Raw genomic sequence first — 24411 nt, 5'->3', positions numbered from 1 at the left:
TTAGAAAAATCTTGGGGAATCTATTTGTTTTGGTTTGCCTTTTAGTTTTTTGCTCTTGGTCTTCGATTTATTGCTCGCGCCAAATCCACCACGGCCAATATAAAATTTCAGGATGGCCTCATGGGAACCCCCACTGAACTCTCCGAGCCCGTTGGTATTGTAATCATAGGAATATCCCAAGAACATCGCATTGGAAATCTGGAACCCTGCCAGTCCACTCACCGCATTGTCAAATCGATAAGCGGCTCCAATGGTAAGGGCGTCAATAAACTGGAAATTGGCCGATAGGTTCACATTTACGGGAGATCCCTGTAGATAATTGATCAAAAATGCGGGCTTGAACTTGGTTCGGTCCGCCAATTGAAACACATATCCGCCGATGGCATTGAACTGCAGGTTGTCCTCAACAATGGTAGCCACTTCCTCGTTGTACAGACCATTCGTCAAAAAATTGGGAACGGAAACCCCCAAATACCATTCTTCTTCCCCATATAAAAATAATCCGGCTCCAACTGTCGGATAAAAATTGCTGAGATTTTCGCCTGTGATTGTAGGGTCTGAAGGATCTACGAACGACCCTTCGGAATAATCCAAACTAAGCAAAGATCCACCTGCGGCCAATCCGAAAGAAAGCTTTGTGTCATCAGAAAGGCTGATTTGGTAGGAATAGGAAACATCGATATAGGTTTGGTTGGACGGTCCCAGTTCATCATTGACAATATTAAGTCCCAAACCGGTCCTGTCGTCCCCAAATGGAATGTTGGCCCCAAACCGGATGGTTGTCGGCGCCCCAGGAATGTCAATCCATTGGGCCCGGTACAATCCTGCAGCCTCGGCGCTCTCCACCGTGCCCACGTAGGCCGGGTTAAAACTGCCTATATTGTACATGTACTGGGTGTACTGGGGTTCCTTTTGGGCTATGACCAATGTAATTGCCAAAAGCCAAAGGGCTAAAAACATTTTCATTGATCTGTATTTCATTATTTGGGGCATTTGTCTTTTTATCGAATGATTTGAATCCAACCTTTTATCACCTCATTGTTATCATCGGTCCTGTCTAAATCCAGAATATAGAAATAGGTGCCCTTGGGCAACTCGCCACTGCTTCCCGTTCCGTCCCAACTACTATCGTAGGCATCCATTTGGAAAACGCTGTTTCCATAGCGATCGAAAATCTCTAAGCTGTTGTTTGAAAAACCTTCATGGCCGACCAAAACAAGAAAATCATTTTTGCCATCCCCGTTGGGAGAAAAGATATTACAGATTGTACCCGGATCTTCACATTGACTTCGATTTACCTGAATGGATACTGTGGCTGTATTGTTATCATTTACCCCGTCAATGGGAAAAGAGGAAATAATGGTTGCTGTATTCTGTAGCTGGCCAGAAGCCACCACAGTCACATCAATTACAAGAGAGATGGATTCTTCAGGATTAAGTTCATCAATAGACCAGATTCCTGTTATTTGATCATAAAGCCCTTTTGTGGAAGAATGGGAGACATATTGAAAGCCGCTGTCCAACAAATCACTTACCTGAATGTCCAAAACACGATCTATGGTAGCATTTTCTAAAGTTATGGTAAAGGCTAGGTTACTGTTTAAAAGAGGTTCCTCGCGGTTCACTTCCTTTGTTATGGCCAAATCGATGGGCTCTGGATTACAAGAAGGTGTTAGGAATGGGTCGCAACTATCCAAAGGATCCGTGGCCCCTTCGGGAACTGCCGTCGTAATCGGGTCATCTACTACAAGAACTTCTTCCCCATCTGTCAAACCATCACCATCCGTGTCAGGATTATTGGGATTGGTGCCCAATTCATTCTCTTCTCCGTTGGTCAAACCATCGCCATCCGTATCCACCACACAATCACTCACGGAGATGGTCACCTGAACCGAAGTATTGCTACATGGCGCCACCGCCCCAGTAGTTGTGTACTCAAATATGTATTCTCCATCTGGCAAGCCTTCAAAATCAACACTGTTCCCAGCACCAATTGTCAAACTTCCACTTGATGGATCAGTTATCACTGCCCAAGAGCCAGCATCCTCCCCGGTTAAAGTGTCATCCAAATCTATAACGGTGGGTCCGCCGTTTCCAGCAACGTTGCATGCCTCAATATTGGTCGGTGTCCCCGCCGAAGGATTTTGGTTTACCGTGGCTACTACCTCCACACGGGCAGAGCTGCAACCATTGGCTGTTGCCTCCACGTAAAAGGATGTGGTAGTGGCAATGGAAGGGGTCACAAAAGTGCCTCCGGAGCCCAAAACAGGTCCGCCCGTAGGGTTGGCATACCAATTTATGGTCACCACATCGCTTGCCACGGCGCTTAAGGTCAGCGTTCCTTCCCCGCAGCGCACATCGCCCGTGGTATCGGTTATGGTTGGTGTATTGTTTCGGATCAAGGACACAGTCAATACCGGACTGGCACAATCGTTGGCATCATCATAAAAGAATCCAAAATAAGACCCTGGTGCATTGACCAAACTGTTTCTATGCGCCGCTGTTTGCAACGGGTCTGGGTTGGTACTCCAGGTCAATACACTCCCTGCAGGGGCCGTGCTGGTCACATAATCGTCAAGGTCGGCCAAGATGGTATCGCAAAATTCAGTGGGTTCCGAAGTATCCAAAAGAGGAGCCGAGTTTCCAGCATCGCATGGTAATGAACAATCGGTTACGGTTATAGTTAAATCCACACTTTGGTTTACACAAGGAGCCATAGCCCCAGTGGTGGTATAGGTAAAAATGTAAGGTCCTTCGGGCTGTCCGTCAAAGTTGATTATATTATTGGCGTTGATTATGATTGATGAACCAGGCTGTGAGCTGGTCAAAGCCCAAGTACCTAAATCATTGTTGGCTATTTGATCATCTAAATCAATTATGGTATTGCCATCCCCTGCATTACTGCACGGAGCAATCCCGGTTGTATTTCCAGGATTTGGAGTGAAATTCTGGGTAATGGTAACAGTAAGTATGGGACTTGCACAATCGTTCAAAGCATCATAGAAAAATCCGTAGTAGGTGCTTGGTGTGTCGTCAGTAATTGTAGTATTGACCAAATGATCCCCAACTTGTAATGGGTCCGGGTTTGTACTCCATTGTAGCACGGAACCCGGTGGTGCTGGTGTATTGGTATAATCATCCAAATCTTGGGTGAAGGCATCACAAAACTCCGTAGTCTCATCTATGTCCAAAACAGGAGCTGTATTTCCTGCGGCACATGTGTCGTCATTATCAATGGTAACCGTTGCCGTATCCAAAATATTTATTGAAAGTGCATTTGGATTTAGATTGCTCATTGAAACCAAAACAGTCTCATCTACCTCAATCAATGCATCAGCAACTGGGGTCACCACAAAGTTTTGGATTTCTCCCGGCGTTCCGACAAAAGTCAACGTCTGAAGCAATGCATTGTAGTCATTATCTGCCAAAGTTGCCGTTCCGTCAGAAGTTGAGACCTGAACAGAAAAACCACCTGCTACGGCGTTATTCAAAACTGCTTCAAGTAATATAGGACCATCATCCTCATTACCGTTCACATCCTCTATAGTCAGTGCGGCAACATCATCGTCGGTAAAGGAGCTGTTACCCACAGTGGTGGCGATCGTGGCGTTCGCGCTCGCGTTGCTCAGGGTCACGCTCACCGGCTCGTCGGCCTCCACAACAGTGTCACCGTTGGTGGTCACGCTAACGGTCTGGGCCAATGTCGCCGTGGCAGCCAAAAATGTCAGGGTGCCGCCCGTGCCGTCCTCGTTGCCGCCGCTTATCAAATAGTCCACCGTGATGTCCGCCAGGGGGTCCGAGGCGTCGATGCTCACCGTGAAGTCGATCGTGCTAACACCCGGGCCGTCGCCCTCCGCAACCGGGACGGGACTGTCTATGCCGATGTTGGACAGGTCATCGTCGGTAAAGGAGCTGTTACCCACAGTGGTGGCGATCGTGGCGTTCGCGCTCGCGTTGCTCAGGGTCACGCTCACCGGCTCGTCGGCCTCCACAACAGTGTCACCGTTGGTGGTCACGCTAACGGTCTGGGCCAATGTCGCCGTGGCAGCCAAAAATGTCAGGGTGCCGCCCGTGCCGTCCTCGTTGCCGCCGCTTATCAAATAGTCCACCGTGATGTCCGCCAGGGGGTCCGAGGCGTCGATGCTCACCGTGAAGTCGATCGTGCTAACACCCGGGCCGTCGCCCTCCGCAACCGGGGCGGGACTGTCTATGCTGATGCTCGACTGCCCAAACCCAAAACTAAAAGTAAAAAACGTGATTATTAAGAACAGTATGCTTTCCTTTCCATAGCTGGAAAAAAAAGAAGGTGAGGTTGTATTAAGGATTGATAGCATTACCTATTCAATAGTTTTCAGTGCTGTTCTTTTGTATCATGTTGGTTGGCTATTTGGGAACTACCAATATCACTAAAAATCACCAGAAAGCAGCAACTTTGTGGATTAAATCTATGTTTCTTGGTTGAAATGCCTAAAGTCGAAAAAACTTTAACATTACACCTCTGCCGAAGTGGTTTCAGCCTCGTTGTTTATCTTTTTAACCAAGCCTTGCAGCACCTTGCCCGGACCTACTTCCACGAAGGTTGTGGCACCGTCCTGAATCATTTGCTGCACACTTTGGGTCCACTTTACCGGAGCCGTGAGTTGGGATATTAAATTTTTCTTGATTTCATCAGGATCAGAAACCGCTGTTGTAGTCACATTTTGATATATGGGGCAGGTGGGTTTCTTAAATTCGGTTGCCTCTATGGCCGCAGCAAGTTCTTCCCTTGCAGGCTCCATCAATGGTGAATGGAAGGCACCACCAACGGGCAATAGCAACGCTCTACGCGCTCCCGCCTCCTTGAGTTTTTCGCAGGCTGTGTTCACGGCATCAACCTCGCCAGAAATTACCAATTGGCCTGGACAGTTATAGTTGGCCGGCACCACAATGCCCTCGGTCTCTTGACAAATCCTCTCCACCACATCATCATCCAGTCCCAAAACGGCCGCCATGGTACTTGGTTTCAATTCACAGGCTTTTTGCATGGCCATGGCCCTCTGGGAAACGAGTTTCAAGCCATCTTCAAAATTGAGGGCGCCATTGGCCACCAAAGCGGAAAACTCTCCCAAGGAATGGCCTGCTACCATATTGGGCTTGAAGTCGGTTCCCATTACCTTGCTAAGAATTACGGAGTGAAGAAATATCGCCGGTTGGGTGACCTTGGTCTGTTTTAGGTCCTCGGGAGTACCTTCGAACATGATATCGGTAATGGAAAAATCCAAAATTTCATTGGCATTTTCAAAAAGTTCTTGTGCCTCTGGATGGTTTTCATACAGGTCTAACCCCATACCAACAAATTGCGCTCCCTGGCCAGGAAATATGTATGCCTTCATTTCGTTTAGTTTTTGGTGATGCTAAAATAGGGATTATTTGGTTGTCTGGTCTTCCTTAAACCAACTGGAATATTTGACATAGTTGTTGGCAATCCGGTCAATTTCACCGGAACTCAATTCCGGGCTCACCTGCTTTATTTTTCGTGCTGGCATGCCCGCATAAATGCTGCCTGCTTCCACATGGGTGCCTTGGGTGACGACAGCCCCGGCCGCAATGATGGAATTGCTTTCCACCACGCAGTCGTCCATCACAATGCTTCCCATCCCAATAAGCACATTGTCCTTGATGGTGCAGCCATGAACGATGGCATTATGCCCAATGGATACGTTGTTGCCAATGTTAGTGGGCGATTTTTGATAGGTACAATGGATTACTGCTCCATCCTGGACATTAACCTTATTGCCCATTTTAATGTAGTGCACATCGCCCCTGATCACCGCATTGAACCAGACGCTGCACTGATCGCCCATGATCACCTCGCCCACAATGGTCGCATTTTCCGCAATAAAACAGTCTTCTCCCATCTGAGGGGATTTTCCCCTAACCGATTTTATTATCATCTTTTTAAAGTATTTGTCAAATTAGAATCCTACAAGTCCCAAAGTATCTCCACTGCACACGATGTGACTATTAAAATCACTGAAAATAGGACAACAGGTTGGATTTTTTAGCCGCTGAAACGGATAGTTCCTTCCCGTTGGACAGGACCACACTGCCTCCCTTTCCCTTTTTGTACTTAACCACTTCCGCTACATTGACCAAATAGGATTTATGGATTCTTGCAAATGCATAAGGGGCTAGGGCATCCTCAAAATATTTCAGTGTTTTGCTGACCACAATCTTTCTTTTTTCCAGATAAATTTCTGTGTAATTGTCATCTGCTTTGCAGAAATAGATCTCCCCTACCTCCAAAACTTGAAATCCATCCTGTTGGGGCAAAGTAATCTTACCTTCTGTATGAACGGTCTTGGCTTTAAGTACCTGGCCTTCGAGGGCCTGTTCTTTTTGTTTGACATCCCTGACGTAGTCCACCGCCTTTACCAGTTCATCTATGTCAATGGGTTTCATCAAATAATAGGCGGCATGTTGATTGAGGGCGTCCATGGCATATTGGTTGTAGGCCGTAACGAAAATGATCTCAAAGTTTCTGTCCGGCACCTGATCTAAAAGATCAAAAGCATTGCCAAAGGGCATTTCTACATCCAAAAAAACCAGATCGGGATTATTTTTTTGTATCAATTTCAAACCTTCAGCGATATTGGCGGCTTCGCCAAAAAGTTCCACTTCCTTGCAATACTTGGCCAAATAGTTCCGAAGTATCTCCCGACTATTGGCCTCGTCCTCAACAATGATTGTGCGTAGTTTCATGGTTATTTTTTCAGCTTTAGGGATACTTTGGTCCCTGTTTGGTCATCATAAAGGTCCGATATGGACACTTCCACCTTATTCTTGTGCATATCGTTCAGGATCTGGATGCGTTTTCTGATGTTTCCCATTCCCTTTGATTTTTGCTTCTTCTGATTTGAGGTTTTGAGTTCGGCCGATTTTTTTCTGCCTATACCATTGTCCTCCACGGTCACCTCCAGCAGATCTTGGGTCAACTGCTGCACCCCTATTCGAAGAAATCCTTTTTCCTCCCTATATCGCAAACCGTGCCAAATGGCATTTTCAATATAGGGTTGGAGCAGCATGGGCGGAATTCGAAAGGATTCGATATCTATTCTTTTATCGATGTTTATTTCGAAATCGAATTTATCGGCAAAACGGGAATGCTCCAATTTCACATAAAGCTCGAGGAGCTCCAGTTCCTTGGAAAGTGGGATGAAATCCTCTTCTGAATTCTCCAGTACGCTTCGCATCAATATTGAAAAATCGCTCAAAAACCGATTGGCACTCCGTTCATCACTTTTGGCTATGTAATTGTTAACCGAGTTCAGAGCATTAAAGATGAAGTGCGGATTCATTTGGGTGCGCAACGATTTTAATGCCAAAAGGTTGTTGGCCAGTTTTTGTTGTTTGTTGCTACGGTAGTAGAGCAGGGCCGTTATCCCCATCAACAATAGTCCAAAAATCAGGGAATAAATGATCCATTGTTGCCGCTTGCTGGTTTCCGCGAAGAGTTTTTGTTCGGTAACGGCCAAACTGTATTTGCTTTGCGAAAGTTCCCTTTCTTGCTCCAAACTAGAAATCCGGTTCTGCTTGTTGGCAATATCCCGGCTCAATCGGGCCGCCCTCGAAATTTCCTCCTCTTTCCTAACATAGAGACTATCAACCACGGTCACGTAAGCCTGATAGGATTCCAAAGCTTTGGAAAAATCGCCTTTGTTACGGTACACCTCGGAAAGCTTTCTGGTAGCATCTTTCTGTACCACAAGATCGTCCTCGGCATCGGCTTCCACAATGCTCCGCTCCAAATAGGGTATGGCCTCATCCAATTTGTCCTGTGCAATGTAGGCATTGGCAATTTTATAGTTAATGCGCTGCGAGGTGATGGTATCCGCGGAAGGGCCCGCACTTTCTTTTTGTGCTCCCTTGGCATCGCCCAATTGCTGTAGTTCGGAAAGGCTTTTTTTGCGTAGCTGTATCTCGTCCTGGAAACGGTTTTTTTGGTTATAAAAATCGGCCACCTTCTCATTTTCTTGGATCACCCTTTCCGGAGCCACTGTTCGGGAAAGGTTCAGGGAATTGTTATAGAACCCTTCGGCCTCAATATTTTTATCCCCTCCGGCATAGGCATCGGCTATTTTTGAGTTCAAATCGATGATCTTTGGGGAGACCATGTTCTTCTCCGCAATGCGAAGGCCCTCCTTATAGTAATCAATGGCTTCCTTCCACTCAGAACGGCCCTTATTGGCATCTCCCAATGCTTCGTATAGCTCAATGCGCTGGTAAGGGACCATATTTTTTATATCGATCAAAGGTGACAGCGTGTTTTCAGCGTCTTCAAATTGATTATTGGATACATAGGCCTTACCCAACAAAATCTTTGTCCTGTTGGAAGGCATTGCGACCAATGCGTCCTTAAAATTGGCAATGGCGAGATCATATTGCCGGTGGTACAGATATATTTCACCCAATGTTGACAGGGATTGCGACAAAGCCGTCTTGTTACCCTGCTCGCCCAAGGAGGAAATGGACTTCGCAATAAAATCGATGCTCTTTTCCAGGTCCGTTTGCCTATTAACCCTAGCCGAATCAAGAAAACGTTGATGATCGGCAACACTACCAAAATCAGCACTGGCCCTTTTTTCCTTTTTATCGGCTTCACCGGCGCTTGATTTGGAACGCTGTGGATTTTCTTGGGAAAAACCACTTAGGCATACCATCAAAAAAATAAGTCCTATGTAAATTCTTGGTGTCATTCGTTACAGTAAACTTAGTGCATCCCCTCCGTACTAAAAAATGGTGTTTGCGGCAAATCGCATAAAAAGAGACTGTTTTTTATGGGTTTACAAAGCCAAGGGCACCGTTCACTCATCAACAGGCACTCTTCACTCATTCTCAATTTTAATTGGAAAATGTTGCGCCTACTTTTAGGCCAACTTTAAAAAATAATGATCATGAAATATTTGAAACATCTATTGGGAATTCTGGTTTTCACTTGTTCTTTGGGAACCATGCACGCATGCAAGGTCAATGCAAAGGAAACGGAAAAAAACGCCACACAATCCATCGCTGAAAAACCCTCCAAGCAGTTTGTGAAAATTGCGCTGCTCCTGGATACCAGCAACAGTATGGACGGGCTCATCAACCAGGCCAAGGCGCAACTTTGGGATATTGTGAATGAATTTACCCATGCCAAATGTGGCAACTACAGCAGACCCATGCTCCAAATTGCCCTGTATGAATATGGTAACGACAATCTATCTTCCAGCGAAGGTTACATTCGGCAGGTAATCGGTTTTAGCAACGACCTGGACGAAATTTCGGAAAAATTGTTCTCCCTCACCACCAATGGCGGAGAGGAATATTGCGGACAAGTGATACACACTTCCCTGAAGCAATTGGATTGGGGAAAAAATGCCGATGACCTTAAAATGATCTTTATTGCGGGAAACGAACCTTTTACTCAGGGCAAACTAAATTATAGGCAAGCCGTGGCGAATGCCAAGGAAAAGGATATCATCGTCAACACCATTTTCTGTGGCAACTACGAGCAAGGGATCTCCACCATGTGGAAAAACGGGGCCACCTTGACGGGAGGGGAATACATGGCCATCGACCATAACCGCCAGGTGGTTCATATAGAAACTCCCTATGATGATGTAATCATCAAACTGAACTCAAAATTGAACAATACCTATATTTCCTATGGTTCCCTGGGGCGGGAAAAGAAAATGTTGCAAAGTGCACAGGACAGTAACGCCGAGGGCATGACTCCCGGAGTGGCCGTTAAAAGGTCTGTTAGCAAAAGTTCCCGACTCTACAAAAACTCCAATTGGGACCTGGTGGATGCGTTTGAAGAAGAGGCTGTGGAACTTTCTGAATTGAAGGAGGATGACCTGCCTGCTGAGCTGCAAGGAAAGTCTGAATCCGAAATTAAAACCTATGTGGACGAAAAGAAAAAGGAGCGTGAAAAAATCCAAAAGCAAATCCAGGAAATGAATGCCAAGCGTGAGGCTTATATCGCAGAAAACCAAGCACAGGAAACAGGGGAGCTGGAAAATGCGCTGATCTCTGCCATTAAAACCCAGGCTTCAAAGAAGAATTATACTTGGGATTAGTCCATTCCCATTGTTGGAAAGATGGCCTGCAGAAACTTGTGGGCCATTTTTAGTTATTGGCAGCGGGACAATAACAATCGTAGCGTTTGGACTGGTCGTTTTGACCAAAGTCGTATCCCAAGGTAATCTGATGGAAGCCGCCATTATCAAAACGGATATCCCCAGACTGGTAGGAATAATTATAGGAGAAAAGAAATCTGTCCCAATTTACGCCAATGATGGGGGTGAAAAGTTGCAAGCGCTGTTCCCCAAAACCGCCGTTCTGCTGAAATTGGGCCCCATCAAAACTCCTCCGGTACGAAAGCCCGGCCCAAACGGTACCAAAACTGACATCTTTGTATACCTTGGCATTGATATCCACGGTTTTCTCCCTTGTAAAATCAGTCATTTGAAACAGCACAGAGGGCTCAACACGCAAGTTTCTTCCAAAGACATAACCTGCAGAAAGTAGATATCTACGCAAATTGTCAAACTCTGCTACCGTGTATAGGTCCCTGCCGCTTCCCAGCACATTCAAAACTGCTGCGTGGGCATAAAATTCAAACAGACTGTAGGAGACCCCAAAGTCAACATTGAAGTAACTGGCTGTGTTCTTTACTCCCGTTACCACGGGATCGGGAATCACTGACCTAAACTCCGTTTCGTCCAAACTGCTAAGTATAACCCCCGCGCTAAGTCCAAAGGATAATTGGTTAAGCGTCCTGAAATCCCCTGCAAGTTGCAAATGATGTGCATAGGTCCCCTTAAAACCCGTTTGTGCGTGATACCCGTTGGAATCATTGAACAAAATAAACCCTACACCACTGCGCTCGCCTGCCCTGAAGTTCAAGTTCAAGGTCTGCAATGCAGGAGCCTCATCCACATTGAACCATTGTTTTCTGGCCGTCAACCTTATTTTGGTGCCTTCACTGATTCCTGCCATAGACGGATACACCAAATAGTAATTGTCCGCCAAATAATCAAAATAGACAGGGATACCTTCCTGAGCCTTGGACGATAGCCCAAAAAACAGGGCAAGAATTAGTGAGGTTATATAGCGTCTCATGTGACGGTTTTGGGCTAAGTTGTTGAAACTAAAAGTAAGCAAACATTTAAATAACGGTCTTAACAATACATTATTATATCTTTTGCTACTCATCTTCACAATTGGTATTTTTGTGGAAACTACCGCTATGAAAGAATACAACATTACCGTGGTTGCCACAAACAACCCCAAAATATTGAAGTTTGAGGCCAATGACTTCCTTGTGAAGGGCAGTTATGAGTACAAAAACATAGACGAGGCCAAGGATTCTCCCCTGGCCCAACAGTTGTTCTACCTTCCGTTTATCAAAACCGTTTATATCTCGGGCAACTTTGTGGCCATGGAACGTTTTGATATTGTGGAATGGCAAGATGTAAAAGATGAGGTGGCGCAACAGTTGGTGGAGTATTTGAATGCCGGAGAACCGATTGTACATGAGAAGGAAGCGGGCAAAAAGCAACCCATAACGGTCTATGCCGAAGTGACCCCCAATCCTGCGGTCATGAAGTTTGTCTCCAACAAGCGTATTGTTCCGGCTACCTACGAATTCAAGAACATCGATGAGGCCAAAGATTCCCCGCTCGCAAAAGAACTTTTCCATTTTCCGTTTGTAAAGGAGGTTTTTTTTGATGAGAACTACATTTCCGTGTCCAAATATGATATGGCCAATTGGGAGGAAATTACCATGGAGTTGAGGGAATTTATCCGAAACTTTTTGGCTGATGGAAAGGATGTGGTTTCACCGGAGGCCTATCAAAAAGCCATAAACGAAGCCGGCACAAAGGTGTCACAGGAGCACATCCATGATGCGACCTCCAGGCAAATCATTGACATTTTGGAAGAATACGTGAAACCTGCCGTGGCCAGTGATGGAGGTAATATCCTCTTTCAATCCTACGAGGAGGACAGCAAAACGGTTAACGTGATCCTTCAGGGTGCATGCAGTGGCTGCCCCTCATCCACGTTCACACTAAAAAATGGGATAGAAACCATGCTCAAGAACATGATGGGCGACAAAGTGAACGAGGTAGTGGCCATCAACGGTTGATTTTTAATCACCCAGGTAAACATATTCTCCTCAATTTTTGTTACATTGAATAAATTTAAAAATCAATCGTCATGGCAGTTTTAAAAGTAATAGAAGTATTGGCAAATTCTGATGAAAGCTGGGAACAAGCAGCCAAAAATGCATTGGACCACGCCTCAAAATCGGTAAAGAACATCCGTTCCGTTTATATCAACGAGCAGAGTGCCTCGGTGAAGGACGGAAAAATAGACGAGTACAGGGTCAACGTAAAAATTACCTTTGAAGTCAAATAATATTGAGGACAAAAACAAAAGTGCGTCCTAAAAGGGCGCTTTTTTTATGTTCAAAAGGCTGAAAATGATAAAACATATCGTTCAGATTTTCCTACTGATTTTCCTTTTGCAGGGCTGTAATCAAAACAAGAACAAAGTGACCCACAAGCATACCAACGACCTGATCCATGAGACCAGTCCCTATCTTTTGCAACATGCGCACAACCCTGTAAACTGGCAGGCATGGAAACCGGAAGTGCTTGAACGTGCACAAAAAGAGGACAAGCCCCTTTTGATCAGTATTGGCTATGCTGCCTGTCACTGGTGCCATGTAATGGAAGAGGAATGTTTTGAAGATGAGGAAGTTGCAAAAATGATGAACGAAAATTTCATCAATATTAAAATTGATAGGGAAGAAAGACCCGATGTGGACCAGATCTATATGGATGCCATACAATTGATGTCTGGTAACGGGGGATGGCCCCTTAACATTGTGGCCCTACCCGATGGCAGACCTTTTTGGGGGGCCACTTACGTCCCCAAGGAGAATTGGATTAAATCATTAGAGCAATTGGTCAAGTTGTATAAAGAGGATAAAGGCAGGGTGCAGCAATACGCAGCTGACCTTTTCAATGGCATAAATGCCATCAATTTGGTCGAGACCAACGTGGACCCGGACCTGTATTCATTGGAACAACTGGAAACGGCAGTGAACAACTGGTCCCAGTATTTTGACAATTTTCTGGGAGGTTATAAGCGTGCCCCAAAATTTATGATGCCCAATAACTGGGATTTCCTGTTGCATTATGCCACCGCCAATTCCAAGCCAGAGGTCATGGAGCAGGTAAACACCACCCTGACAAGAATGGCCTACGGCGGCATCTATGATCATGTGGGTGGAGGATTTTCCCGATATGCCGTGGACACCACCTGGCACGTGCCCCATTTTGAGAAAATGCTCTATGATAACGGCCAGTTGACGAGTCTTTATGCCAAGGCCTATGCCGTAACCAAAAATGAACTTTACAAAAAAGTGGTCGAGGAGACCATTGCCTTTGTAAAATCTGAACTATGGGATGAAAACGGGGGATTCTACTCCTCTCTGGATGCTGACAGTTTGGATGAGAACGGGGAACTGGAGGAAGGCGCCTACTACGTTTGGACCAAAGAGGAACTCCAACGCCTTTTGGAAGACGATTTTGATGTTTTTCAGGACCACTACAACATCAACTCCTACGGGCTATGGGAGGAAGGAAATTATGTCCTGATCCGTGACAAGGATGAACAAGAGGTTGCGGAAAAACATGGGATTTCCATCCCGGCATTGCAGGAGAAAATGAAAAATGCCCTTGCAATCCTCAAAGAGGAGCGAAGCAAGCGGGACAAACCCCGGTTGGATGATAAGATACTAACTTCATGGAACGGACTTATGTTAAAAGGCCTTGTGGACGCTTACCGATATCTGGGCCATGAGGAATACCTGACCATGGCACTTCAAAATGCAGCTTTTCTTGAAAGGGAAATGATGCAAAATGACCATGCCCTTTTCCGGAACCACAAGGAAGGGAAAAGCAACATCAATGGTTTTTTGGAGGACTATGCAACAGTAATCGAAGCATTTTTGGCATTGTACGAGGTAACTTTTGAGGATAAATGGCTCTTGCACGCCAAATCGCTTTTGGACTATGCAAGGATCCATTTTCTGGATGATGAATCCGGGATGTTCTTTTATACCTCAGATCAAGATGCTTCCCTGATCCGAAGGAGTATGGAGACCAACGACAACGTAATTTCCGCATCAAACTCCATAATGGCCAAAAATCTGTTGAAATTCCACAAACTATATCCGAAGGAAGGGTATGGTGATATGGCAGTGCAAATGCTAAAAAATGTCCAGGTCAACTTTGACAGTTCTGCCCAAGGTTTTGCCAACTGGTTACATTTGGTTCTATATGAAAACCAAAATTTTTATGAAGTGGCCGTGGTAGGGGAAGATTATAAGGCCCTTGGGAAAGCAATTGCCAAAAACTATCTTCCGAACAGTATTTTGGTCGGCAGTAAGGGCGCGGGTCCCATCGAATTGCTAAAAAACAGGGATGTTGAGGGCGAAACCCTGGTCTATGTCTGCATTGAGGGCACTTGCAAGCTTCCTGTCAAAACAGCGGCGGATGCCTTGCAACAAATACAATCGTTCCAATAAATACATAATCTTAAAAGAACTCTTTTAATCTTAAAACTTATTTATTAGTATGTCATCACTATCAGAAACCACAACACAAGAGCTGCAGAATTATCAAGAATACATTGACAAGGGAATTGATTGGGCTTTGAGCATGTTGCCCCATCTTGTACTGGCCGTAGTCATATTCATTGTCGGTTATTGGGTAATCCGTTTCATAAACAAGATGGTCCGCCGGTTTTTTGAGAAAAAAGACTATGATGAAACCCTGGAGACCTTTTTGCAAAGTTTTATCAGCATTGCACTAAAGGCAATATTAGCTGTTTTGGTCGTGACCCAATTAGGAGTGAAGACCTCATCATTAGTGGCTATCCTCGGTGCTGCTGGATTGGCCATTGGCCTGGCCCTTCAGGGCTCATTGGCGAATTTTGCCGGAGGGGTGCTCATTCTCATTTTTAAGCCCTTCAAGGTGGGGGATTGGATTTCCGCCCAAGGTGTTGACGGTACGGTAAAGGAAATTTCCATCTTCAACACCAAGTTGAACACTTTCGGCAACCAAGTGGCCATAATCCCGAACGGACAGCTTTCGAACGGAAATATCGTCAACTTCAATATGGAGGATACGCGCAGGGGCAAATTTGATGTGGGTATCGGCTATGGCTCCAACATCAAAAAGGCCAAAGAGATTCTTTTGGGTATTTGCGCTGATTGTCCAGATGTTCTTACGGATCCTGCTCCGGAAGTCTATGTTGGTGGATTGGGTGACAGTTCTGTTGACCTTTCACTGCGGTTCTGGGCCAAAAACGAGGCATTCTGGGCGGCCAACTTTTACGTAATTGAGCAGGCCAAATTACGCTTTGACGATGCGGACATCGAAATTCCTTTCCCGCAACGTGTGGTTCGCCAATTAAGTTAGGGTTTTTTCTTGCCCTGAAGCACAAAATCTTTCAGGTAAAAAGGTTCAAAATAGGCTACATCCTCGAACTTTTTTGCCTGATATTTTTGGTGGGCAATAGTTGCCATTTCCTTTGCGGATGGAACTATGGCAGCATCAAAATGAAAATTGGGGTAGTTTAGGATTTCCTCGCATTTTTTCGCTCCACTTCCAATAATATGGACTTTTTGTGTTGCGGTATAGGTAGAAAATGATGTTTCATCGATAATCTCTGCCCTGGTTTCCCGTATTTCCTCATGATTTTCATTGAAAACGGATGCATATACCTCCATGCGACGGGCATCCAAAACGGGAATTATCACTTCACCCTTTTCAGGCCGGATTTGAAGGGCCATGCTCTGCAAGGTGGGCACCGAAATCAAGGGCAAATCTAGGGAAAAACAGAGGCCCTTTGCCGCAGAAACCCCAATGCGCAGCCCGGTATAGGACCCAGGTCCCTTGCTCACGGCAATGGCATCCAAGTCTGAAAAAGACAACGAAGCCTCTTCAACCGCATCCCTTATAAAAATGTGCAATTGCTCGGAATGCGAATAATCCACCGCATTGTTTTCCTTCAGGGCAATCACTGTATTTCCGTCGGAAACGCAGACCGAACAATTGGTGGTAGCCGTTTCCAAATTAAGTATCCTGGCCATAACGGGCACAAAGATACTAGTTTAGCGAAATGGGAATGCCAAAAAAGAACTCCAAAATCTTCAACCTGAAAATGTAATCGTATTTGGTGCGGATCGCATCGGCCTCGGCATTGTCCACCCTTGCCTGTGCTTGGCTAAAGTCAAAAGCGTTCATCAACCCAACATCATACCGTTCCTTTGCATAATTATAGGCCAGTCTCCGGGCTTCCAAGGTTTTTAGGGCGGCTTCATAGGCTTTTTCAAAAGTGCCCACATCCACATAGGCCTGCTGAATGGTTGACTCCAAATCCAGCTTGTCTTGTTCAAACTGTAGTTTGGCCTGCAATAGACCTATTTTAGAACGTTTTACATTGTTCTTGGTGTTCCATCCGTTAAAAATGGGCACATTCAACTGGGCGCCGTAGGAGATACCGTCAAAAATCCAAAGTTGGTCCGTGAAATCCGGTGTAAAAGGTATCCCGTTCGCATCCGGAATCTGGGTAACATCGGAATATCGGGTCCCATATTGAAAGAATGCTGAAAGGGTGGGATAGTAAGCTCCCTTGGCAATTTTGAGATCCTCTTCGGCCAATTCCACATTGGTCTGGGATAATTTGATATCGTTTCTGAAGGAAAGTGCCTTATCAAAAATTACCTTGGCGGAATTGTCCAAAATGTCGGATGGTGGCACATTGAACTCTTCATCGGCTATATCAAAATTCTCGTAATCGGTAATTTGAAGAAGCTGCGCCAAATTCACCCTCGAAATCAATACGAGACTCTCCCCATTGACAATCTGTTGTTCCTGATTGGCTGCGGTTGCTTCAATTTCCAACAAATCCCCCTGGGGCAGCACCCCTGATTCAACCAACTCCTTGGTGCGCTTTAAATCTTGTTCGGTAACGGCATATTGCGCCCTGAACGTTTTCAATTGTTCCTTATTGGAAAGCACCTGAAGATAGGCATTGGCCACATTCAAGCGAATATCGTCCTTAAGGTCATCCAAACGGTATTGGTTGGCAATGGCATTGATCTTGGCGCGGTTCAACTGTTTAATGTTTCGAAGTCCATCAAACAAAGTAAGATTGGAACTTAGGCCTCCATTGACATTAAATGCCGTTTGGTTCGTGGGCAAGTTGTTTGTTGGGTTAATGGAAAAACCCGTGTTGCTCGATACGGTAGAGGACCCGTTCAAATTGGGAAGCAAATTGCCCAGAGCGTCGGATTTGTCAATTTTTGCATTTTCCAGGTCCAACTCAAATTGCTCAACGGTCAAATTGTTCTCAACGGCGTACTCCACACATTCCTGCAAGGTCCATTTTCGCATCTGGGCCTGGGTTGTGCATACAATAAACAGTAACAGTATGATTGTGGTTAATCTATTTCTCATTCGTTTTTTGATTTAATTGGTTATTTGGTCCTTGCTAGGAATCTTCGTCTTCGTCGTCTTTCTTCTCAAGCTTGTTCCAAACTTTTATTTTGGCATTTTCCTCTAGTCCGGAGAGTACTTCCACATCAATTCCATCGCTCACGCCCAGTTTCAGTTCCTTTCGCTCAAACTCATTTTCACCTACCTCAACTTCCACATAAGGTTCCTCGGTTTCCTTGTCAAATTGCAAAAGTGCCTCTTTGATGGCCAAAACATCCTTCTTTTCTTCCAACACTATGGATGCATTTGCGCTATACCCTGCTCTTACATAGGTGCTGTCATTTACTTCCAGATCTGCCTCTATTTTAAACTGAACGGCACCTTCCTCCTCCACGCCTTTTGGGGCTATGAATTTTAGATTGGCCTGGAACTTGTTTTTCTCCAATGCTCCCAAACTTATCTCGAGGGGCATGCCTTCATGCAATTTTCCCACCTCGGCTTCATCAACCTCACCTTCAAATATCATTTTGGTCATATCGGCAATGGTGGCAATGGTGGTCCCGTCATTGAAGTTGTTGCTTTGGATCACCTGGTCTCCCTCCTCCACTGGGATTTCCAATATGGTCCCGGAAACCGTTGCACGGATGTTGGTATTGGCACTTGCGGAACCGCCAGCGGAGCCTATCCTTATGATCTGATAATCGGCCCTGGCATTCTTAAGTTCCTGTACTGCCTGGTCATAGGTCAGTTGCTGGTTGTTGAATTCCTGGTTTGAAATCACCCCACGATCGAACAAGGCCTTGTTTCTTTCATATTCTATCTTTGCATTGTTCAGGGCCAATTCTGCATTTCGCACCCTGCCTGCGGCTTGGTTAAGTGATTGTTCGTTGGGCACCACCTTGATCACGGCTATAAGGTCGCCAGCTTTTACATCGGCTCCTTCTTCCAGATATATCTTATCAATGATGCCTGAAATTTGGGGTTTGATATTGATTTCGTCTTCAGGAATCACCTTTCCAGTTACAATAACCTTGTTTGTAATGTCCTTCCGTTCAACGGTTTCTGTTTTGTATAGTTGATCAGGTGTGCTGTTCTGCTTTAAAAAGTAGACAGTGGCCGCCAAAATACCGATTACCGCAACCGTTATCAACCCGTACTTTACATATTTGTTCATTGTTGTTTTTATTATGATTGATTATTCTTCTCTTAACGCTTCTATTGGTCTGACCTTGATGGCCTTGTTTGCCGGCAGCAAGCCTATCAATATGCTCAAGCTTACCATCAGCAAAAATGAAATTCCAAACTGTGGAATGCTCACCATGGGATTCACAAAAGGGAAATCATCCCCGCTGCCCCATAAATTGTTCAGTATGGCCAAAATTCCAACCGAAATGGCAAAACCTATCAACCCCGCAAAAGCCGTCAATATTATTGCCTCCACCACTATTTGACGTTTGACCACCTTGGGAGTTGCGCCCAAAGCCCTTCGGACGCCTATTTCCTTGGTCCGTTCCTTTACCGTGATCAGCAGGATATTGCTTATGGCTATGACGCCGGCCAAAAGGGTAAAAATGCCAACAAAAAAGGAAAAACCTTTAAGTACATTGGTAAATGCACTGATGTTGTTAAAAATCTCGGACATATCAAAAGTGCCTATGGCCCTTTCATCATCTGGATGGATGTCGTATTTGGTCTTGAGTATGGTCTTTATCTGGTTTTCCACCACGGCCACCTTGGTATCCGGCCGCACGGCAATGGCCATCCATCCCATTCTGTCCCCTGAATTGAATGCTTTTTGAAAAGTGGTAAACGGAATAAAAACCGCATTTTCCCCATCAATGTTGATGTTGTTATTGGGTTTGTAAATGCCAACAACGGAAAAGAATACCCCATTGATACGTATGTCCTCACCGATGGCATTCTCACCTTTTTCAAATAGTAGTTTGTAGGTTTCCTCCCCTATGACGCAAACTTTTTTGGAATCCTCCATATCATTGTTGTTGAGGAATCTTCCCTCAACCAGCCGCTTTTTGGTGATGTTGTCAATTTCCGGAAAGTCACCGTAAACAGTGGAACCGCTGGTTTGGCCTTTTCTGTAGACTGTGGTCACGTCGCGATGGCTGCCCAGTTCAATCCTCGGGGCCAAGACCTCTATTTCCGGAATCTGTTTTTTGAGTATCTCTGCATCCTCAAGCTTATAGCGTATGTTTCTGCCGCGTTCAAAACCTTTGTAGGGTTCCGAGGTGCTCTGTCCCCAAACAAAAAGACTGTTGGATGCCGTGCCGGCAAAGACCTTGTCAAACCCGTTGCTCATACCATTGGCCGACCCCAATAGCAGCACCAATATAAGCATGGCAAAAATGACCCCCAACATAGTCAAAAATGTGCGGAACATATTCTTGCCCAATGTGTGGAAAATTTCAGACCATAAATCCTTGTCAAATAGCCACATAATTATTTGTCACTTAATGCTACAATGGGTTTAACGTTTGCCGCCTTTATGGCCGGTATCAATCCGGCCATGACCCCTGCAATGATCAGCACTATGGTCGCTGTGATGACCGTTGATGCACTTACACTGGGATTGCTAAAGGCAGGTGTTTCAATATTGGGTCCGATAAGGGCGAGGATGATCCATGCAAAAACCAACCCTACAAATCCGGAAAGTGTAGTGATGAAAATGGATTCCAACAATACAAGGTTTATAATTTGTCTAGGTCTGGCCCCCAAGGCCTTTCTCACACCGATTTCCTTTGTTCTTTCTTTTATGGTGAAGACCATGATATTGCCAATGCCCACTATACCAGCGATCAAAATCAAAAAGCCCACTCCAATGCCAATGGCCTTCAATACCGCAGAAAAACTGCTGATGTCGTCAAAGGCCTCGGCATAGTTCCATACAAATAGACCGGATTGGTCCTCTGGGGAAACCTTGTGCCTCCGCTTCATCAAATCTTCCAACCGCCCCGAAAACTCCAACGCCTTGGTAAGATCATAGCTTGGGTTGTAGGTCAGCGCTATAATATTGATATCGTTGGTGTTGCCATAAATTCTTTGGTAGGTGCTAACTGGAGCATATACCCTACGCTCCGCATTGTCGTCCCCTTCATCAATAAACACACCAATGACCTTGAAAGGGAGGTTATTGAACTCCACGAACTTGCCAAGTGGATCCTCATTGTTGAACAAATCTTCGGCCACCTTTCGTCCGATGACAGCGACCTTGGCTTTGTTTATTTGATCTGCCTCATTGATGTACCTTCCTTGGGTAACTATGGTCTTTTCAATGATTTGATGGTCCGGATGGACGGCTTGCACTGGATACGAACCGGTCTCACTCTTGTATCTTGCAGTAATATTGGCATAATATCTGGCGCTGATGTACTCAATATCTTCGGGAAAGCTTCTTTTGATGTACTCAAGGTCATCATTTTTGAACTGGACGCGCCTTCCGGCCTCGAAACCGGCATAGGCCTTGGCCGTGGTTCCTGGCCTAACAAAGATGGAATTGGTGGCATCGTCGTTGAACTGGCCCACAAATCCGTTTTGCATGCCATTCACGGAAGCCAATAGCATGACCAGAATGAAGATGGCCCATCCCACTGAAAAACCGGTCAAAAAGGTACGGAGCTTGTTCTTTTTGATAGTGTTGAATATTTCTTGCCAAATATCCCGATCAAACATATTGGTCCGCCCTTACTTGTTTTACTTTTTTGTCTTCTACGATAACACCGTCCTTTAAGTGGACAATGCGCTTGCACATGTGGGCAATGTCCTCCTCGTGGGTCACCACCAAAATGGTGTTGCCCTCGTCGTTTATTTTCTGGATCAGGTCCATGACTTCATAGGATGTGGTACTGTCCAATGCTCCTGTAGGCTCATCGGCCAAAAGCACCTTGGGCTCGGCTGCCATGGCCCTTGCTATGGCCACACGCTGTTTTTGACCTCCAGAGAGCTCACTGGGCAAATGGGTGGCCCATTCCTTCAGGCCCACCTTTTCCAAATAATGAAGCGCCTTTTCTTGTCTTTCCCTTCTGGGGACTCCTTGATAGTAAAGTGGAAGGGCTACGTTTTCCAGGGCACTTTTATAATTGATCAAATTGAAGGATTGGAAAACAAAGCCGAGGAACTTGTTTCGATATTGGGCCGCTTTGGTCTCGCTCAGGTCCTTAATGGGCACCCCATCCAACGTGTACTCCCCGCTGTCGGCACCATCAAGCATGCCCAAAATGTTCAACAAGGTGGATTTTCCAGAACCTGAAGACCCCATAATGGCCACCAACTCCCCTGCATCAGCCTTAAAATTGATTCCTTTCAATACGTGGAGGGAATTGCTTCCCATTTTATAGGACTTGTGAAGGTCTTTGATTTCTATCATGATAATGCTATTGGATGCATAACCTTTAAACTCTTGTAATATGACTCACAAAGAGCTAAAATGTTACAAGATTTTTGTTTTTTGTTTTATACTAGTTGCTGTTTTCCTCTTCCTCTATGGCATTCCAGACCTTGATCTTATCCTCCATGCCAAGACCTGATTTCACCTCAACATAAATACCATCACTTACGCCAAGTTCAATGTCCCTTCGCTCAAACTGTTGTTCCCCGGTCTCTATTTCCACAAAAGGCTTTTTAGTGTCATCGTCAAATTGAATCAGTGCTTCTTTTAGGGCCAGCACACTGTCTGCACGTGCCAGGATTATGGAAGCATTGGCACTTAGTCCCGCACGGATGAACATGCTGTCCTGTTTTTTGAGGGTGCCCTTTATTTCAAACTGAATGGCTCCATTCTCCTCTTTTCCCTTTGGGGCAATATAGTCCAGCACAGCATCAAAAACTTTGTTTTCAATGGCCCCGACCGTAATTTCCAAAGGAAGGTCCTCCTTTATTTTTCCGACTTCGGATTCATCCACCTTGCCTTCAAAAATCATTTTGTCTACGTCGGCGATGGCCGCAATGGTAGTTCCTTCATTAAAGTTATTGCTCTCTATCACCTGGTTGCCCACTTCGACGGGAACTTCCAGCACCATGCCACTGACCGTGGCACGGATAAGTGTATTGGCGGCATTGCTCAATCCGCGTGTAGTGCCCGTCTTGACAATATCATATCGCTTGGTGGCAGCGTTATATGATTGTTTTGCCTGATCATAGGCCACTTGGGCACGTTCCAAATCAGCTTGTGAAATAACCCCTTTGTTAAAAATGGATAACTGTCTTTCGTAATTTCTTTTCTGATCATCCAAATTGATCTTGGCCTCATCGATAGCATTTTTGGCATCATTTAGGGCGTTTAGATTGGGAACTACCTTTATTTTGGCCAGCAGATCGCCTGATTTGACATAATCCCCGCCTTCCACATAAATTTCCTCAATTACTCCTGAGATATTGGGTTTTATCAGAACTTCTTCCAAAGGAAGAATGCTCCCAGTGGCCACGGCCTTTTTTACTATATTCTGCTTGGAGGGGGTCTCCACCTCGTACACGACAGGGTCTTCCGTATTCTTTTGGTACAAATAATACATGGAACCGCTAAAGACGACTACTATGAGTGCAAGAATGGTAATGGTTACTGATTTTTTCATTTTTATGCTATGGTTTTGATTGATTCTATTCTGTTCTAAGCGCCTCAATGGGTCGAACCCTGATGGCGCTATTGGCCGGTATGAACCCTGCCAAAAGACCCGATATGGTCAAAATAAACATGGCCCCGCCGACCACACCAACGCTGACGCTGGGGCTCAGGAACATATCCACTGGGCCAACGCTGTCCAAAAGTGAGTTGATTCCGTAAATGACCAAGGAACCAAAAATAATCCCTACCATTCCCGATATGACGGTGAGAAATATGGATTCCATCAATATTTGTTTTTTGATGGACCACGGTTGTTCCCCAAGGGCCCTGCGTATCCCAATTTCCTTGGTTCTTTCCTTGACCACGATGAGCATGATATTGCTAACACCGATAATTCCCGAAAGCAAAACCATTATCCCCACGATATAGGCCACGGCCTTGAGTGCCCCAAAAAGGCTCTCCACCCGATTGTATTGTTCATAAAGGTCAAAATACCCAATGGCCCGATTGTCCTCCGGGTGTACCTTATGTCGTTTGCGCATCAAATTGACAATATCCTCCTTGAGTATGGAAATGGAACTTTCATCCTTTGCGGTAATGGCCATCCAGCCGACTTCCTCTCCTCTATTGAATGCCTGTGAGAACGACGTAAAGGGCACAAAAATCTCTTTTTGGGCCTCTTCGCCATCACCATCGTTGCTATTTTTCTTATAGGTTCCAATAACCATAAAGTTTACCCCCTGGATTTTGATATAGGTACCCAAAGGATCCTCGCCTTTTTCATAAAGGTCGTTCTTGACACCTTGACCAATAATGGCCACTTTTCTTTTTTCGTTGATATCGTTGACATTAATGAACCGGCCCGAGGTCACGGTCATGGGGTCTTGATTGATGATTTCCGGATAATCGCCATAAATGTTGTAAGCGCCTGTGCGTATGCCCCTTACCACGTTGCCACCACCACGAAAACCTCCCAATTGGTTTCTCGGCGACACAAACCTTAGATTCGGGACATTGTCCCATATGGCCTGCACATCCGATATCTTGAATTCGAAACTTCTCCCTTTAGGGAGTCCTTCGAATGCTTTGGTGGTACTTCGTGTCCACATGAACATGGTATTGGTGGCTATGTCCCCGAAATCTTTGCGGATCCCATTCTCCAATCCTTTGCCCGCTGCCAATAGCACGATTAGAATAAATATTCCCCAGCTCACCCCAAAGGATGTGAGTAAGGTCCGCCCCACATTACTGGTCAGTACCTCCAAGATCTCCCGCCATCTGTCCCTGTTGAACATTTTACCT

The 24411-nt window shown here is 45.4% G+C and carries 20 protein-coding genes; 5 read left to right on the top strand and 15 right to left on the bottom strand.

The genetic code is table 11. The annotated features are described in order from the left end of the window. The 6 genes from K7G75_RS05630 to K7G75_RS05605 all read right to left on the bottom strand — a co-directional run bounded on the left by K7G75_RS05630 (nt 1) and on the right by K7G75_RS05605 (nt 8735). Nucleotides 1-966: a PorP/SprF family type IX secretion system membrane protein gene (locus tag K7G75_RS05630; RefSeq protein ID WP_262420249.1), complete on the bottom strand. Its 966-nt coding sequence runs from the start codon at nt 964-966 to the stop codon at nt 1-3. Nucleotides 967-1001: 35 nt separating this feature from the next. Next, complete coding sequence (locus tag K7G75_RS05625; RefSeq protein ID WP_222983236.1) at nt 1002-4334, bottom strand: T9SS type B sorting domain-containing protein; 3333 nt, start codon at nt 4332-4334, stop codon at nt 1002-1004. 156 nt (nt 4335-4490) lie between these two features. Continuing rightward, complete coding sequence (fabD, locus tag K7G75_RS05620; protein ID WP_222983235.1) at nt 4491-5372, bottom strand: ACP S-malonyltransferase; 882 nt, start codon at nt 5370-5372, stop codon at nt 4491-4493. Between the two features lie 33 nt (nt 5373-5405). Beyond that, nucleotides 5406-5933 carry a gamma carbonic anhydrase family protein gene (locus tag K7G75_RS05615; RefSeq protein WP_222983234.1) on the bottom strand — a complete coding sequence of 176 codons (528 nt, stop codon included), beginning with the start codon at nt 5931-5933 and terminating at the stop codon, nt 5406-5408. 76 nt (nt 5934-6009) lie between these two features. Further along, on the bottom strand, nt 6010-6741 hold the full coding sequence (locus tag K7G75_RS05610; protein WP_222983233.1) for a LytR/AlgR family response regulator transcription factor: 732 nt from the start codon (nt 6739-6741) through the stop codon (nt 6010-6012). Between the two features lie 2 nt (nt 6742-6743). After that, a complete protein-coding gene (locus K7G75_RS05605) occupies nt 6744-8735 on the bottom strand; it encodes a tetratricopeptide repeat-containing sensor histidine kinase (RefSeq protein WP_222983232.1) in 1992 nt (663 codons plus the stop codon). 198 nt (nt 8736-8933) lie between these two features. Here K7G75_RS05605 and K7G75_RS05600 point away from each other — a divergent pair, with 198 nt between their 5' ends. Then, on the top strand, nt 8934-10097 hold the full coding sequence (locus K7G75_RS05600; protein ID WP_222983231.1) for a VWA domain-containing protein: 1164 nt from the start codon (nt 8934-8936) through the stop codon (nt 10095-10097). 49 nt (nt 10098-10146) lie between these two features. Here K7G75_RS05600 and K7G75_RS05595 read toward each other — a convergent pair whose 3' ends face one another. After that, the gene (locus K7G75_RS05595; RefSeq protein ID WP_222983230.1) at nt 10147-11142 is read right to left on the bottom strand and encodes a PorP/SprF family type IX secretion system membrane protein; all 996 of its coding nucleotides are present in this window, start codon (nt 11140-11142) and stop codon (nt 10147-10149) included. A 127-nt stretch (nt 11143-11269) separates the two neighbouring features. Here K7G75_RS05595 and K7G75_RS05590 point away from each other — a divergent pair, with 127 nt between their 5' ends. The 4 genes from K7G75_RS05590 to K7G75_RS05575 all read left to right on the top strand — a co-directional run bounded on the left by K7G75_RS05590 (nt 11270) and on the right by K7G75_RS05575 (nt 15515). Then, nucleotides 11270-12169, top strand: a complete 900-nt coding sequence (locus tag K7G75_RS05590) for a NifU family protein (protein ID WP_222983229.1) — start codon at nt 11270-11272, stop codon at nt 12167-12169. A gap of 71 nt (nt 12170-12240) precedes the next feature. Next, nucleotides 12241-12441 carry a dodecin family protein gene (locus tag K7G75_RS05585; RefSeq protein ID WP_222983228.1) on the top strand — a complete coding sequence of 67 codons (201 nt, stop codon included), beginning with the start codon at nt 12241-12243 and terminating at the stop codon, nt 12439-12441. 64 nt (nt 12442-12505) lie between these two features. Beyond that, entirely contained in the window at nt 12506-14620 is a 2115-nt protein-coding gene (locus K7G75_RS05580) for a thioredoxin domain-containing protein (protein ID WP_222983227.1), read from the top strand. Nucleotides 14621-14669: 49 nt separating this feature from the next. Beyond that, nucleotides 14670-15515, top strand: a complete 846-nt coding sequence (locus K7G75_RS05575) for a mechanosensitive ion channel family protein (RefSeq protein ID WP_222983226.1) — start codon at nt 14670-14672, stop codon at nt 15513-15515. Here K7G75_RS05575 and tsaB read toward each other — a convergent pair. The 8 genes from tsaB to K7G75_RS05535 form a co-directional block, all read right to left on the bottom strand. After that, nucleotides 15512-16189 (bottom strand): tRNA (adenosine(37)-N6)-threonylcarbamoyltransferase complex dimerization subunit type 1 TsaB, encoded by a 678-nt coding sequence (gene tsaB, locus K7G75_RS05570; protein WP_222983225.1) that lies wholly within the window; start codon nt 16187-16189, stop codon nt 15512-15514. The two genes, K7G75_RS05575 and tsaB, sit on opposite strands and share 4 nt — an antisense overlap. A 16-nt stretch (nt 16190-16205) precedes the next feature. Next, nucleotides 16206-17558: a TolC family protein gene (locus K7G75_RS05565; protein WP_222983224.1), complete on the bottom strand. Its 1353-nt coding sequence runs from the start codon at nt 17556-17558 to the stop codon at nt 16206-16208. Between the two features lie 34 nt (nt 17559-17592). Continuing rightward, nucleotides 17593-18711 (bottom strand): efflux RND transporter periplasmic adaptor subunit, encoded by a 1119-nt coding sequence (locus K7G75_RS05560; protein WP_222983223.1) that lies wholly within the window; start codon nt 18709-18711, stop codon nt 17593-17595. 21 nt (nt 18712-18732) lie between these two features. Further along, nucleotides 18733-19932, bottom strand: coding sequence for an ABC transporter permease (locus K7G75_RS05555; RefSeq protein ID WP_262420248.1), 1200 nt, complete (start codon nt 19930-19932; stop codon nt 18733-18735). A 59-nt stretch (nt 19933-19991) separates the two neighbouring features. Further along, on the bottom strand, nt 19992-21221 hold the full coding sequence (locus tag K7G75_RS05550; RefSeq protein WP_222983221.1) for an ABC transporter permease: 1230 nt from the start codon (nt 21219-21221) through the stop codon (nt 19992-19994). After that, nucleotides 21214-21915 carry an ABC transporter ATP-binding protein gene (locus tag K7G75_RS05545; RefSeq protein ID WP_222983220.1) on the bottom strand — a complete coding sequence of 234 codons (702 nt, stop codon included), beginning with the start codon at nt 21913-21915 and terminating at the stop codon, nt 21214-21216. The genes K7G75_RS05550 and K7G75_RS05545 overlap by 8 nt, the downstream gene beginning before the upstream one ends. Nucleotides 21916-22006: 91 nt before the next feature. After that, on the bottom strand, nt 22007-23119 hold the full coding sequence (locus K7G75_RS05540) for an efflux RND transporter periplasmic adaptor subunit (protein WP_222983219.1): 1113 nt from the start codon (nt 23117-23119) through the stop codon (nt 22007-22009). Nucleotides 23120-23144: 25 nt separating this feature from the next. Beyond that, entirely contained in the window at nt 23145-24404 is a 1260-nt protein-coding gene (locus K7G75_RS05535; RefSeq protein ID WP_222983218.1) for an ABC transporter permease, read from the bottom strand. Nucleotides 24405-24411 lie beyond the last annotated feature (7 nt).

Source organism: Flagellimonas meishanensis (assembly GCF_019880545.1).
Lineage (GTDB): Bacteria > Bacteroidota > Bacteroidia > Flavobacteriales > Flavobacteriaceae > Flagellimonas > Flagellimonas meishanensis.
The sequence above is the reverse complement of the archived record's forward strand: the minus strand, read 5'-3'. Positions and strand labels throughout refer to the sequence as shown.